The organism is Sphingobacterium siyangense, assembly GCF_023277505.1.
In the GTDB taxonomy this organism is placed as follows: Bacteria; Bacteroidota; Bacteroidia; order Sphingobacteriales; family Sphingobacteriaceae; genus Sphingobacterium; species Sphingobacterium siyangense.
On the sequence record NZ_CP080574.1, the window covers coordinates 2,696,843 to 2,713,196 of the forward strand.

At 45.0% G+C, this 16,354-nt stretch carries 7 protein-coding genes; all 7 read left to right on the forward strand.

Annotated features, from left to right (window positions below; translation table 11 throughout):
- The first annotated feature begins 3 nt into the window (after positions 1-3).
- A complete protein-coding gene (locus tag K2F45_RS10890) occupies positions 4-1,695 on the forward strand; it encodes a RagB/SusD family nutrient uptake outer membrane protein (protein ID WP_248933544.1) in 1,692 nt (563 codons plus the stop codon).
- A gap of 6 nt (positions 1,696-1,701) precedes the next feature.
- A complete protein-coding gene (locus K2F45_RS10895) occupies positions 1,702-3,708 on the forward strand; it encodes an FAD-dependent oxidoreductase (RefSeq protein WP_248933545.1) in 2,007 nt (668 codons plus the stop codon).
- A gap of 6 nt (positions 3,709-3,714) precedes the next feature.
- Positions 3,715-5,364, forward strand: coding sequence for an FAD-dependent oxidoreductase (locus K2F45_RS10900; protein WP_248933546.1), 1,650 nt, complete (start codon positions 3,715-3,717; stop codon positions 5,362-5,364).
- A 31-nt stretch (positions 5,365-5,395) separates the two neighbouring features.
- Positions 5,396-7,234: a carbon starvation CstA family protein gene (locus K2F45_RS10905; RefSeq protein WP_248933547.1), complete on the forward strand. Its 1,839-nt coding sequence runs from the start codon at positions 5,396-5,398 to the stop codon at positions 7,232-7,234.
- 244 nt (positions 7,235-7,478) lie between these two features.
- Positions 7,479-11,465 carry a hybrid sensor histidine kinase/response regulator transcription factor gene (locus K2F45_RS10910; RefSeq protein ID WP_248933548.1) on the forward strand — a complete coding sequence of 1,329 codons (3,987 nt, stop codon included), beginning with the start codon at positions 7,479-7,481 and terminating at the stop codon, positions 11,463-11,465.
- A 169-nt stretch (positions 11,466-11,634) separates the two neighbouring features.
- Entirely contained in the window at positions 11,635-14,763 is a 3,129-nt protein-coding gene (locus K2F45_RS10915) for a SusC/RagA family TonB-linked outer membrane protein (protein ID WP_248933549.1), read from the forward strand.
- A gap of 4 nt (positions 14,764-14,767) precedes the next feature.
- Positions 14,768-16,345 (forward strand): RagB/SusD family nutrient uptake outer membrane protein, encoded by a 1,578-nt coding sequence (locus tag K2F45_RS10920; protein WP_248933550.1) that lies wholly within the window; start codon positions 14,768-14,770, stop codon positions 16,343-16,345.
- The last annotated feature ends 9 nt before the right edge of the window (positions 16,346-16,354 follow it).

Below are 16,354 nucleotides of genomic sequence, written 5' to 3' on the forward strand. Positions count from 1 at the left end.
TGTATGAAAACTCTAAATAAATTCGTATTATATACGCTATCGATTGCAGTTCTCCTTCTGGTGGGGGCATGCGAAAAATACCTGGACAGATCTCCCTTGGATGGTCCTTCGGACGAAAATTATTTCAAAAATCAGGATGAGCTGATATTGGTTGTCAATGGTTTGTACAGTGCCCTTGCATTTCATCCCATGGACGACATGCCTATCAACCTCACCCTTGATGATGCCACCGATATTGGGTGGGATCGTAATACCTCTGATTTACAAGCTGTGGGAAGGGGAGATCACGACAGCAACAATGGCTACATCCGGAATATCTGGACCAATTCCTATAAGGTCATTGGCAAATGTAATTTTATACTCGACAATATCCAGAAGTTGGATGGAAAGATGGATGCCAATCTTCAAAAGCGTTATAAAGCAGAGACACAGTTTATCCGGGCCTATGTCTACCAATATTTGATTGATTATTTCGGTGGAGTGCCTTTGGTCACGAGCGGTCTAAGCCTTGCTGATGCCAATGTTCCGAAAACATCTAAGGCTGAAATTGCGAGCTTTATCCTCAAAGAACTTGATGAAGCTGCTGCTATTTTACCGGTTAGCTATGGCTCGACCGATATTGGGCGTGCGACCAAAGGGGCAGCATTGGCCATACGCGCTCGGGCAGCACTCAATAATGGGCTGTGGGAAGAAGCAGCGCGTTCTGCCAAAGAAGTCATGGACCTGAAAGTATACGCCTTACACCCCGACTTCGGCCAATTGTTTACCTATGATGGAGAGGCATCCAAGGAGATTATTTTTGCTTTTCAATATCTACGATTACAAAAAACAAAGACCCACAGTGCTACGCGCGGATTTCTGTCACGCAACGCACAGGGAACTTCCAACAAAATTCCGTCACAATCCATTGTTGATAGTTATCTCTGTACCGACGGATTTGCCATTGATAAATCTTCCAGATTTGATCCTAAAAAACCATTTGCCAATCGGGACCCGCGTCTGGGTTATACCATTGCTCTTCCCGGCAGCACGTTTTTTGGTTTTCAGTTTGAGACCCATAAAGATAGCATAACCTGCTGGAACTACAGCTACAATACTTCTACGGCAGTACGCATCCAAAATCAGGACGCGATCAATGCCTATGCGACCTTTTCTGGTTATTGCTGGAAAAAATATGTCGATATCAAAGACAAGGACTTTACCATGGAATCGGAGTTAAATATTATTCAGAGCCGATATGCTGAAGTTTTGTTGATTTATGCCGAGGCGATGATCGAAAGCAATAAGATCGACCAAACGGTGTATGATGCGATCAACAGTATTCGGCAGCGTCCTAGCGTTGACATGCCAGTAATATCCAGCGGTAAAACGCAAATTGAGCTGCGCGAGATCGTACGCAAAGAAAGACTTTATGAATTGACCAATGAGGGCTTTCGTCTGGTCGATTTGAGGCGTTGGAAACTGGCCGATAAATTCATGAATTCAACATTCTATGGCCGCATTCCAAAAGGCTTGCTGGCCAATGCGCCGACGATCGATGAAGATAGTTACGTGAATTATAAAAACGTTGCTAATCAGAAAGACATGCGGGTTATCGAGTTACGCAAGTTCGATCCCAACAAGAATTACCTTTGGCCGATCCCGAATATTGAAATTGTAACCAATAAAAACCTGGAACAAAATCCAGGCTATTAAATTCCAATGATGATGAGAAAAACACTTTTAATGACCATTGGCCTTTTGACTATGTTTTGGCATGTAGTCAAAGGGCAGACCGACAGAAAGGTAGATCTATGTATCTATGGTGCCACTTCAGCCGGAGTAATAGCCGCCTACACCGCCTCACATGCCGGAAAATCAGTGTTACTGATTGATCCGGGCACACGGGTAGGTGGGCTCAGTTCTGGTGGATTGGGGCAGACGGATATCGGGAATAAATATGTCGTCACAGGGCTCGCCCTTGATTTTTACCGCAAAATGGGCAAGCACTATGGCAGTTTTGAACAATGGATTTTTGAACCGAAGGTTGCTGAATCTATTTTTAAGGACTATCTGGCACATGCTGGCACACAAACACTGATGGGGCATCGTTTGATAGGTGTAGAGACTGCGCATCGTTCCATCAAAAGCATAACTTTGCTTCCGAGTGAAAGCAGGGAAGGCAAAAATATAACGGTTACGGCCAACGTCTTTATGGACTGTAGCTATGAGGGGGATCTTATGGCCAAAGCTGGCGTGTCCTACCATGTGGGGCGGGAGTCGAATAGTACCTATGGTGAAACGATTAACGGAGTGCAATTGCTTGATGGTCATCAGTTTCCGGACGGTGTAGATCCCTATAAGATAAAAGGTGATCCGGGGAGCGGTGTTTTATGGGGGATCAATACGGGGCCCTTAAAAGAAAATGGAACGGGAGACGCCAAGGTTCAAGCCTATAATTATCGGATCACATTGACCAATGTCCCTGAAAACAGAATAGCAATCACCAAACCCCACAATTACGACGCAACCAAATATGAACTCTTAAAGCGGCAAAAGGAGATACAGCCCTGGAAGAGTATCCAAGACGTATTTATCTGGAGTCTTATGCCCAATGGAAAGACTGATATCAATAATAGAAATGGATTTTCAACAGATATGATTGGCATGAACTGGCATTACCCTGAAGCCGATTTTTTCGAACGGAAAGAGATTATTCAGGCCCATGAAGATTACACCAAAGGTCTTTTATATTTTGTCGCAAACGATCGTTCGGTGCCGGAGCCGATCCGAAGCGAATTCAAAAAATGGGGCTACCCCAAAGACGAATATCCTGACAATGGACATTGGTCACCGCAATTATATATCCGCGAAGCCAGAAGGATGATTGGTGATGTCGTCATGACCCAAGACCACTGTCAGGGCCGAAAAGTCGTGTCTGATGGGGTAGGTTATGCCGCATACACCATGGATTCGCACAATTGTGACCGAGTGATCGTCAATGGCATGGTCAAAAATGAAGGTAACGTTGAGGTTGGCGGATTTTCTCCCTTCCCGATTTCCTACAGAGCGATCGTCCCCAAAAAAGAAGAGATCAATAATCTTTTGGTCCCGGTGTGCTTGTCGGCAAGTCATATCGCCTTTGGTTCCATTCGCATGGAGCCTGTATTTATGGTGCTGGGGCAGTCCGCTGCTGTGGCAGCCTGCGATGCAATTGACAACAAAACTGCCGTTCAGGATGTTGATATAAGACGCGTGCAAAAAATATTGCGTGACAACCCAAAGGCAGATGGCCGTAGGGCCGATTATATCATTCATGTAGACGATAAAGATCAGGTTATGTTGAAAGGAAATTGGCGTAAATCCGCAAAAAAAGGTTATGGCATGAGTTACCAGGAAGCCGACAGCAACCCCGGGGCCATGGCCCGTTTTACTCCCGGTAAAGATTTTTCCGGTGGAAAATATATGCTGTACAGTTATTTTCCTAGAACCGCCGAAAGCACCGAGAGCGGGACATTCATTATCCATACAGGGAAGACAAGGATCGAAAAAACAATAAATTTTAAGGAAGTCAATATCCTCGGACAGACCACAAGTACTTGGGTAGCGCTCGGCGAATATGTTTTTGAAAAGGGAAGAAGTAAGCCCTATGTTGAGATTACCTCGGACGCAAAAGGCATATTGGCTGCAAATGCCATCTTGTGGGTTCCCGTTTCAGACCAAAATTAAGTACATATGCAAAAGATAAAAATAGGGTTAAAATTAATGTTTGTCTTGGCTTTTCTGCAGGTTGAGGCCCAGCATTCGACCACGAAGGTAGACGTGGTCGTTTACGGCGGTACACCGGCAGCCATCACCGCTGCATTGCAAGTAAAACAGGCCGGCAAATCTGTGCTACTCTTATCACCAGATCAGCATTTGGGGGGTCTGAGTTCAGGCGGACTGGGTTATACCGATACTGGCAATAAAGCAGTTATTGGTGGTCTGGCCAAAAAATTCTACCAGGATGTATATAACCATTACTCCAGGGAATCGAGCTGGAATTGGCAATCCCGGGCCTCCTTTGGCAATCGTGGACAGGGCACCGTCGCGATGGATAGTGCGCATCGGACGATGTGGATTTTTGAACCCCATGTAGCCGAGGACATTTTTGATTCTTGGGTGCGGGATCATCAGATTGATGTTGTTCGTGGGGCATATTTAGATCGGCAGGAAAGTGCTATCGTTAAAGAAGGCACAACCATCAAGACCATTAAAACGGTAGACGGAAAGATCTATGAAGCGAAGATATTTATTGATGCCACTTATGAAGGTGATCTGATGGCGCTGGCCAAAGTCAGTTACACGATCGGGCGGGAGGCCAACCACACCTATGAGGAGCAGTGGAATGGTGTTCAGACCGGAGTCTTTCAGCACAGGCACCACTTTATCGCTCAGATCAGCCCCTACAAGCGCGAGGGAGATCCGAGCAGCGGCCTGGTATACGGCGTTTCAGCACAAGATCCTGGGCAATATGGCGCAGCAGATCAGAAGCTGCAAGCCTATTGCTTCCGCATGTGCCTGACCAATGATGCTCGCAATCGGAAGCCCTTTGCCAAACCTATTGCGTACGATCCGCAGCATTACGTTTTACTACAACGTTTATTTCGCGCGGGCTGGGACGAAGCCTTTCAAAAATTTGATCTGGTGCCCAACCATAAGACCGATGCCAATAACCATGGTCCGTTCAGCACAGATTTTATTGGGATGAATTATAATTATCCCGAAGCAAGCTATGCCGAACGCAAGTCCATTATCGAAGCCCATCGCCGGTATCAACAGGGCCTATATTATTTTATGGCCAATGATCCTTCCGTCCCAACAGCAATCAGGACAAAGATGGCCGAATGGGGGCTGGCAAAAGATGAATTTGAAGATAATGACAATTGGCCTTGGCAATTATATATACGAGAAGCCAGGCGGATGCTAGGACACTATGTGACGACCGAACACAATATTTTGGGCAAGCGCAAAGTAGAAGATCCGATTGGCATGGGCTCATATACCTTGGATTCGCACAATACCCAACGCTATGTGACCAAAGAAGGATTTGTCCAGAATGAGGGCGATATTGGTGTCCATGTGCCAGCACCTTACGCCATTTCCTATGGATCGATTATCCCAAGAAGCGATGAATGCAGCAATTTACTCGTTCCGGTCTGCCTCTCCAGTTCGCATATTGCCTTTGGTTCTATCCGTATGGAGCCCGTATTTATGGTATTGGGGCAGAGCGCAGGAGCTGCTGCGGTATTAGCGCTTGATAATGATGGGGTTGTGCAGCACGTGGATTACGGCATGTTAAAAAAACAACTGCTGGAGTCGGGCCAAGTATTGGAAAAAAAATAATATATTGAAATAGAATTATACTGGATATCGGATGGATTTAGATCATATGAATGCCCTTACACTGGTTTTTGCATCAATTTTAATTTTTGCAATCTCCTACCGTTTTTACGGGGTCTTTATGGCGCAGAAAGTACTCCGGCTCAACGATGCCATCACGACGCCAGCAGTCGAGTTTGCTGATGGCCATGATTATGTCAAGACAGACCGCAAGGTGTTGTTTGGACATCATTTTGCTGCCATAGCTGCTGCAGGGCCATTGGTAGGGCCAGTACTTGCGGCCCAGTTTGGCTATCTTCCCGGTGCACTCTGGATTTTGATTGGTTGTGTCCTGGGCGGTGGTGTTCATGATATGGTTGTCCTGTTTGCTTCTGTACGGCACAAAGGGCAAAGTCTTGCTACCATTGCGTCCAAGGAGATTGGCACCGTTGTCGGCGGGATAGCCGGTATAGCCGTTCTGTTTATTCTAATCCTGACCTTGGCCGGACTGTCACTGGCCTGCATCAGCGCCATGCACGAAGCCCCATGGTCCCTGTTTACGATTATTCTGACCATGCCAATTGCCATATTTATGGGACTATTGATGCGCTATAGAGCCAGATCCGTTACCTTGGCAAGTATATTAGGGGGAATATTATTGATCGTGGGAATCATTGCAGGCCATCGTTTGATGGAGATCCCGGTCATTTACAACCTTTTTGATTGGGATGTCAAGACCATTTCGATTGCGATTGCTATTTACGGGTTTTTGGCTTCGGTGCTACCCATCTGGCTGCTTCTTGTTCCAAGGGATTACCTTTCCACCTACCTCAAGATTGGCACGATTCTGATGCTGGCCGTGGGCATTGTCTTTGTGCATCCGATAATCCAAATGCCTGTGCTGACCAATTTTATTCATGGCGGCGGCCCTGTGATCGGCGGGCCTGTGCTTCCATTTATTTTTATCGTGATCGCCTGTGGGGCAATTTCGGGTTTCCATGCGATTATTGCCACAGGCACGACACCTAAGATGCTGGGCACCGAAAAAGAGATACTTTTTGTAGGCTACGGCGCGATGTTGGTGGAAGGATTTGTGGCCTTAATGGCCTTGATCGCAGCATGCACCCTGTTACCGGGCGACTATTTTGCGATCAACACACCAGTCAGCGACTATGCAAATTTTCTGGCACGGCATCCCGAATTAAAAGCCGTGGATCTACAGCATTTTTCAGATCGGATAGGAGTAGACCTCCATGGCCGTACAGGCGGAGCTGTTTCCCTTGCCGTGGGGATGGCCCATATTTTTGATAAGGTGCCTTTTATGGACAATGTGATGGCTTATTGGTATAATTTTGCCATAATGTTTGAAGCCGTGTTTATCCTTACAGCTATCGATGCCGGTACACGGGTCGGACGATTCTTTTTGCAGGAAATGCTGGGTGGTGTTTTTCCGGCTTTTAAAGACAAGGATTGGAAACCGGGCGTCTGGTTATGTAGCGCTATTTTCACTTTTTCATGGGGCTATCTTGTTTTTACGGGAAATGTAAGCAGTATTTGGCCGCTATTTGGAATCAGCAACCAGCTGTTAGCTGCCTGTGGGCTTATTGTCTGTACGACGATGCTTATTCGGATGAATCGGGGGAAATATGCCTTAATTACGGCAATTCCGGGCGTATTTATGGCCGGTATCACCTTTTGGGCTGGCTATCTACAGGTCACGGATATTTATTTGCCCAAAGGGCAGCTGCTATTAGCGTTTTTAGCGATCTTGGCTATGCTCCTGATGCTGCTTGTCTTTATAGGCACGTTCCGAAAATGGTATCAGCTGTTTAAAATTGGAGCTAAATTTATCGACCAAAATGGAGAATCTGTAAAGGAATTGGTTGATCGTTAAGCGGAAAAATCTTCCATCGCGAAGACTACATCGACACAGACCGGAGGATCAGCCCGGAGGATATTACCTGCATTGCTTCAGAAGGCTAAATTTTTAGCCGCTTCATCAACAAGCGATACTGGTACGCAAACCCCAAAATATACGCGATACATCTTTTATTTGTGGACCAACTAATGGCAGGTAATTTTTCATTCATTGCAGAGAAAATCGTATACTTGTCTCTACTACCAGTTGAAGGATCTAAATGACAAAAAGATATGTCCAATGCATTATTTATTTAACGCTAATCTGCTGTTTATTTGCACAACATGCCCTGGCCCAGTATCATTTCGGTAGTCTAACTTATGATAAAGGGCTCTCGAATAGCACCGTATTGAGTATATGCCGTGACAATGCAGGCTTTCTCTGGATCGGTACCAGGGACGGACTTAATAGATACGATGGTAACCGCATTAAACAGTACCGTTCGGATAATAGCGATGTTAACACCATTTCCACGAACAACTATATTTACACCATTGTTGAACATCCGCGCCAAAAGACCCTGTGGATCGGAACACAGCAGGGCCTAAATATTTATCAGCCTAAACAAGACCGTTTTCAGCGAATTAACTTTGAGCATGTCAAACCTAAAAATAGCAACCATTTTGCCGTTTTAGCAATTTATTTTATTGAATCTAGCGTCTTACTCGGTACAAATAATGGTCTGATGTGCATTAAAAATGCCGATCATCCCAAGATAGAAAACGTGAATATTCTCCCCGGACTGGAAATCTACTCCTTATTACAGCTGGGAAGAAATATCTTGATCGGGACCAACAGGGGATTATATCTTTGGCGGGATCAAAAAACAATTGAACCAATTAAACTAAGTCATACAAATAGCTTAGCGATATCCGTGAAGGATATCAAGCGAGTGGCTACAGATAAAATCTGGATTGCTACGGATGGACATGGTCTTTTTGAATTGGACATCTTATTTCAGCAGATTGCGCATTATACAGGTAAAACGGGACTATCAAGTGATTATGTGCGAGCGATAGCGATAGATAAAGCCAAAAATATCTGGGTAGGGACAATGGAAGGAGCCAATTTGCTACAGCCCGACGGTAGTCAGATACAGCAGATAAAATCGAGTGCCAACAATCCCTTCAGTATCAATGATAATTCCATCAAGACGATTTATATTGATCGGCAGGGTATTGTTTGGATGGGGACAAATTTTGGCGGAATAAACTATCATCATCCGTCGGTGTATCCCTTTAAGGTAGATCTGGCAGACGGCAATTTCAAACATCTGAGCGGAAATCTGGTCAGCGCCATTGCCATTGACGATGATGAAAATACTTGGGTTGGAACAGAACGGGACGGGCTGAACGTGCGCAAAAAGGATAGCGATGTCTATCGGAAAATAGAGCTCCGGTCCAATACTGTCAAATGCCTGCTCACAGATGATAAATATATTTACGTGGGTACGTTCGGCGCAGGGCTGGCTCGCATCAGCCGTCAAAATACCGCAGATATTCGCTATTACAATATTACCGGTGAAAATGGCATTACGCTGCTCCAAAATTACATCAGCAGCATTAACCGGGATCGCCTCGGGAACATTTGGATCGGGACCGGTAACAAAGGCTTACAAATGATCAATAGTCAATTTACGACTGCTATTCAACCTACCAGCACTTTTACAAAAAATACCGCCAACAATTATATCAAGCACATTTTAGCCAGCCGAAACGGTAGTCTATTTATTGGAACGGCCCAGGGGCTTGGTCAACTCCGCAATAGTGCTGAACAACAAGGAATCTATCGTTCTGAGGATCTTATGAAAGATCATTATATCAACACGCTTTTTGAAGATAGGACTTCGCAGATATGGATTGGGACGCAGGAAAAGGGGCTTTATAACTATAATCCGAAAACAGGAGTGGTAAACAGGGTGGAGTTATTTCCAACGCGTAGCTATTACCATGTGTTAGGGATTGCCGAAAACAATGTCAACGAAATTATTATCTCCACAAATAATGGACTCGTGTTTTACAATAAGCTGACTGGAGCAAAACGCTATATGGATATTCAGGATGGTTTCCCAACAAATGAATTCTTACCAAATGCCATTTTTTGTCGGGATGGGCAGCTGCTCGTCGGTTCGCACAAAGGCTTAATCAGTCTCGATGTGTCTCATCACCAGTCAAATGCGGGGGTACCCAAATTGTTGATCTCGGGCTTCTCTATCAATGGTCTGAGCAGGACGAGAGTCGACAAAGTGTTGGGCTATCTAAATCCGGACCGGGCGGAAGAAATTGCACTGAAACATGACCAAAATACGTTTACGATCGACTTTAGTTCAGACAACCTTATCAATCCGCAGAAAAACAGCTATGCCTATAAAATTGAAGAACTCGAAAAAGAATGGAATCTGACCGATCAGCCCTCCATAACTTATACCAATCTGAGCCCCGGACGATATACGCTTCGGTTAAAGACGGCAAATAATGACGGACTATGGAGTAACGTGAGCAAATCTGTGGTATTCAACATTGCTCCGCCTTTTTATAAATCTATCTGGGCCTATACTGGGTATACAGTGCTACTGATGGGCATTGTCTATTTTTTCTACCGCTATAACCTGGACAAAAAGCAGCTTAAAACAAAGTTATATTATGAAGAAAAACTGCATCAGGATCAAGCAGCACTGATGCAGTCAAAGCTTGATTTCTTCACCAAGATCAGCCATGAAATCCGCACGCCGCTGACCTTAATTCATGCCCCGATAGAGAAAATATTGCTGGATAAAAGGCTCGATAGTCAAGTGGATGTGCAGTTACAACAGGTGAGACGTAATATTAAGCGGCTGCTACATTTGACGCAAGAACTATTGTCTTTCAATAAAATGGATGCCCAAAAATTGACCTTGAATAAAGTTGTTATAGACGCAACAAGTTATTTTGAGAATATACATCAATGCTTTGTTGTGATAGCCGAAGAATCGGGTATAAGCTATGTCTTGGATAACCAATTTGAAGGTTCTTTTATGGCTGATCCCCAACAGCTTGAAAAAGTATTGCTCAACCTGCTTTCCAATGCTTTTAAATTTAGGAGCGAGCATGCTCCCAGGGTTCAACTTGTCATCCGTCAGCGGAACGAAAATCTGTTTATCCATGTGATGGATAATGGTCAAGGTATCAAAAGGGAAGACCGGGAGCGCATATTCGATACCTTTTACCAAGCTGATGCGGGAAAAGGGAAGGAAGGCTGGGGAATCGGATTGTCTTTCGCCAAAGAGCTCGTAGAACTGCATCAAGGAAATCTCTATCTTGACAATCCACTGCAGCTGGGCCAACAGGAGGGCACCGTATTCACCATATTGTTGCCGGCATGTATCCGGCGCCAGCAAGGGATACCGACGGAAATTATTTCGGAGACAAGTACGGCTGAAAGTACCGCGGCCTGCATTCCGGACTCGACCCGGGATTATCAGCTGCTGATCGTGGAAGATAATGACGAACTCCGTTCTTTTCTGCTCAACCATCTGCAGACATGCTACAACGTAAGTGCTGCTGCCAATGGAAAGGAGGCGCTTGCGGCAATTGCCGATAGCATGCCCGATATGATTATAACAGATATCGCGATGCCCCAGATGGATGGCTACACGCTGGTGAAATCCATCAAAGCCGATCCGGATACAGCCCACATCCCCGTAATTATGCTGACAGCCAAAGGAGAGGAGCAGGATAGTATCATTGGTTATCAAAGTGGCATCATCAATTATGTAACTAAACCATTCAACTTACAGGTTTTAGATCTTCAGATTTTCAACACCATATCAGCATTAGAATTGGTTAAAGAACGTAACCGACGCTATTTGCTGTTATCTAAACGTGATGAAAACATAAGCAATGCTGCTGCGGCTTATTTGGATAAGTTAAGAACGATGGTCGAAGCACATATCGCCGAAGCTGAGTTTTCAGTTGCGACTTTAGCGGAAAATATGGGACAGAGCCAAAGTGCGCTGTTGAAGAAGGTCAAAAGCCTGACAGGCCTCAGTGTTGCCGAATTGATTAAAGATATCCGTCTGAGTGTCGCTGCCAATCTCCTGATACAGTCTGATCAGGTCGCATCTGTTGCCTATTCCGTAGGATTCAACGATCGAAAGTATTTCAGTAAAGAATTTAAAAAGAAATTTGGTGTAAATCCCACTCAATATAGGGAAAATAGCTTACGCTAAGAGATTTTACCCCTATATTTCCGATTTTTTACCCCCTTATTTTCCATAAAGATCCAAATATTTGTCAAGCTTCTTTCTACGACAGAAAAAAGCTATGGGCAAATACTACCTCATGTCGGATTGCCCGAAAACCAATCATAAAGTGTAATCAATTTATTAAATGTAAAATATGATACCGCATCTAAAAACAATCGTATTGGGAGCGACCTGCCTGTTCCAAGTTCCGCAGCTCTATGCACAAAAGCAGCAGATCAGCGGAATAGTAACCGATATAGTTACCGGAAAGCCATTGCCCGGTGTAAGTATTTTGCAAAAGGGCTCCGGTACAAAAGGAACCACGGACCTTAATGGCCGCTTCTCTTTTCAGGTCTCGGACACTTTAGCTGTACTTATCTTTAGATTTATCGGTTATGATGAACAAGAAGTTGCTGTAAAAGAAGCTAAAGTACTGCAGATAAAACTCGTACAGACCAATAAATCCTTAGATGAAGTTGTGGTAATTGGGTACGGTGAAGTGCAACGAAAAGACCTTACAGGTTCTGTGGGATCAGTCAATATGCAGGATATCAAGAAGGCTCCCGTTGGTTCTGCATTGGAAGCATTGGCCGGTCGTGTAGCCGGCGTACAGGTCACCTCAGAAAGTGGTAAACCGGGCAGTGAAATGAACATTGTGATCCGCGGGGCCAATTCCCTGACACAAGATAATTCACCCCTGTATGTCATCGATGGTTTTCCAATAGAAAATGCGAACAGCAATGTCCTTAATCCGGATGAAATCGCTTCGATCGAAGTGCTGAAAGATGCATCTGCCACTGCGATATACGGTGCACGTGGTGCCAATGGTGTTATTTTGATCACGACAAAAAAGGGCGAAGCAGGAGCTCCACAGATCAGTTATAATGGCTATATAGGATCGCAGCAGATCATCAATAGCATGGATCTGATGAATGGCTATGAATTTGTCCGTTTGCAGGCGGAACGCGATCCTGTAGGCGCGCAGCTCACTTATTTTAACGATGGCAAGACATTAGAAGACTATAGGTCTGTACCGAGCAACGACTGGCAGGAGCATATTTTTAGGGATGGGGTGATGCACAACCACAGCCTTTCGGTGATGGGCGGGAACAGCAACACAAAATATTCCGTTTCAGGTAATATCTTTGGTCAGCAAGGTATTATCATTAATTCGGGATTTGACCGTAAACAAGGCAAGATCACGCTCGATCAGAGTTTTCAGAAACTAAAAGTCGGTATCAATGCCATGTATACCGGCACACTTACTGATGGTAGCAATCCCGCGGCTCCTGAATCGGCATTCTCCGCCATGAACTACCTGATGTACAGCGTATGGGGCTACCGGCCCATTGCTTTTGCCGATGAAGATCTTTTGAATGATCCAACAGACGATCTCGCCAATCCCACCAACGACTATCGGTTCAACCCCATACTTTCTGCTCAGAATGAGCTCCGCAAAAACTACAATAACCGGCTTATCGTGAACGGTTATGCAGAATATGCGTTCTCGCCGACACTAAAACTGCGGATTAATGGCGGTATTAACAATTCTGATACACGGTTGGACACATACAACAATTCACGCACCCGATATGGTTTTGCCGGAAGCACAAATGGCGTAAACGGTTCGATTCTATACACGCAGAGCAACACTTGGCTCAACGAAAACCTGTTGACCTACAACAAAAAATTTAAAGACCATACCCTGAATGCGGTTGTTGGGATCACTTTTCAGGGCAACAAGTACCATAGGTATGGCTTTTCCGCCATTCATCTGCCCAACGAGATCAAGGGGCTGGCAGGCCTGAGTGAAGGGGTGCCCCAACCTGTCACCTCTCTGCAATCGGAATGGTCCATGCTCTCGTATCTGGGCCGTGTAAACTATAATTACAAAAGCCGCTACCTCCTGACCGCATCGTTTCGGGCAGATGGCTCATCCAAGTTTGTTGGCAATAACAGATATGGGTACTTTCCCTCTGCTGCATTCGCCTGGCGACTGATCAATGAACCCTTTATGAAAAATCAGCAACTTTTCTCGGATGCCAAACTGAGACTGGGTTATGGAATTACAGGAAATAACAGGGTGGGTGAATATGCTTCTTTTTCGCCTGTGTACTTTGAAAATACCAGTGTCAGCACCAACGGTTACTATTCCTGGGGAAATGAGCTTTTACAAGGGATGTACCTTGGTATCGGAACACCGGATCTGCGCTGGGAAAGTACGGCACAGCGCAATGCCGGCATCGATCTGGGGCTTTTTAAAAACAGGTTGATGCTGACGGCGGATTATTACCACAAACGCACCTATGATCTCCTGCTCTATGCAGCATTACCCTCCACCACGGGCTATAGCAATGCCTTTAAAAATATAGGTGAAACGAGCAACAAGGGGATTGAATTAACCTTATCGGGAGATATCATCCAAAAAGCCAATTTTAGCTGGAATAGTTCCTTCAACATTTCCTTTAACCGAAATAAAGTAGTTGAACTTACCGAAAATCAGGAAAGCCTGACCACGGCACTGGCCTGGGATCAGGATTACAGAACTACTCCGTTATATATTGCCAAAATCAATCAGCCACTCGGACAGATGTATGGATACCTCTGGGATGGTGTCTATCAATATGAAGACTTTGACCAACAGCCCGATGGCAGTTACCTCTTAAAACAGACGGTGGCGACCAATGGTAACACACGTAGCTCGATTCGCCCCGGCGACGTGAAGTATAAGGATCTCAATGGGGATCTGGTAGTGGATAATCTTGACAGAACAGTGATCGGACGTGGATATCCCATTCACCAGGGGGGATTTGCGAATACCTTTAAATACAAGAATTTTGATCTCCACTTATTTTTTCAATGGTCTTATGGAAACGATATTGTCAATGCCAATAGGCTGTTGTTTGAAAATGGCAGTAAAGCACATCTCAATCAATTTGCGAGCTATGCGGACCGCTGGACACCGGAAAACACCTCCTCTACCATGCCCCGTGTGGGTGGCCAGGGGCCTAATGTCTATTCGACCCGCATTATCGAAGACGGCTCATACCTGCGTCTGAAAACAGGATCTATAGGTTATACTTTTGATAAGGGGCTGTTAGACAAGTGGAAAATCAAAAGCCTACGTATCTATGCCTCCGTACAGAATATATGGACACTTACCAATTACTCAGGATATGATCCCGAGGTTGCTGTGTACTACTCGGCGTTGACGCCCGGCTTTGACTATTCGTCCTACCCAAGACCCAAAACCTTTGTATTTGGTATCAACCTTAATCTGTAATCTTATGAAACTAGCATTAACAAAAAAATATAAACATTTAAGCTTCTTGTGTTTAGTGGCATCGACTTCAATTTTTTCAGGATGTTCTAAATTTTTGGACAAGCAGCCCTTTGATGTGGTCAAGGAAAATTATTATCAGAATGAAAAGGAGGTGATGACCGGACTTGTTGGCGTATACGATATTCTCGGCAGGGAAGACTTTTACGGATCCACCTATTCGAGCTATCTGACCCTGGGTGATGAGGGGGCCTATTTTCGCTCGTCTTATCTCGCTGGACCAGAAATCTATAGTTACGATGCTTCTAATCCAAAAATCAATGATATCTGGCGATTTCTGTATGAGGGTATTGAGCGGGCCAATTTTTTTCTGAGCAAAATTGAGTCCGTACAGATGGCTGCCTCTGATAAACAGGCTGTGATAGGTGAAGTCAGGTTTTTGCGGGCCTATTACTATTTTATTTTGGTCAGCAACTGGGGGGATGTTCCTTTGAAAACAGCGCCTACAAGTTCGGTCAGTAATGTCAATATCGCACGTACGCCGCAGACGGAAGTTTATAACTTTATTGTGCAGGAGATGGAAGCAGCGGATTCCATGGTCAAGGACATTCAGGTGTATGGTCATGCTGGCCGCGTTTCAAAATCTGCCGTCCGGGGCATCTTGGCTCGGGTATACCTAAAAATGGCCGGAGCTCCGCTCAATGACGCATCCAAGTATCAAAAAGCATTGGAATGGTCAAGCAAACTGGTCTTTCCACAAGGGGAAGATTATAAACATAGCCTTGTCGCGGATTACAAAAAGATCTTTACAGATATGGCGGCAGACCGGTATAATATCAGCGAATCCATCTGGGAGGTAGAATTCTATGGCAATCGCAGTGGTGATTTTGAAGCTGGGCGCATTGGCAATCAAAGTGGCATACAGACCAGCGATGAGGGCAAGGGCTTTAGTTATGGTCTGTTGGCTGCCACGCGCAAGCTCTTTGAATCTTACGAACCCACAGATAAACGCCGGGACTGGAATATCGCCAGTTATCGGTACAACCATGCCAACAACTTGATCACAGACTCCGTATTCTATACGGCAGCGGAAATTGAACGTCGGCATGTCGCCAAATTTAGAAGAGATTACGAGATCTTAAAGCCTAAAAACAGGAATTATACGCCAATTAATTTTCCGCTATTACGTTATGCTGATGTCCTATTGATGTTTGCTGAAGCCGAAAATGAAGTGAATGGCCCCACGGCCCGTGCCAAAAATGCACTTCAGGAAGTACGTGGCCGTGCACATGCTTCAAACCGGAATGATGAGCTAACCAATGAAAGCGAAATGCGAATAGCTATACGGGAGGAACGCTTTCGGGAATTATGCTACGAAGGGTTGCGGAAATTTGATCTCGTACGTTATGGTACTTTCATTGCCGAAATGAAACTCGTTGCCCAACAGTATAACCAGTTGGCACCGGCCGATTATCGGTACATGGCATTGGCTTTCAATAATGTCAGTGATCGGGATACGTATTTCCCTATTCCGATCAACGAGCTATCGCTGAATAACCTGATGACGCAAAATCCCGCATGGTAACACCAGATA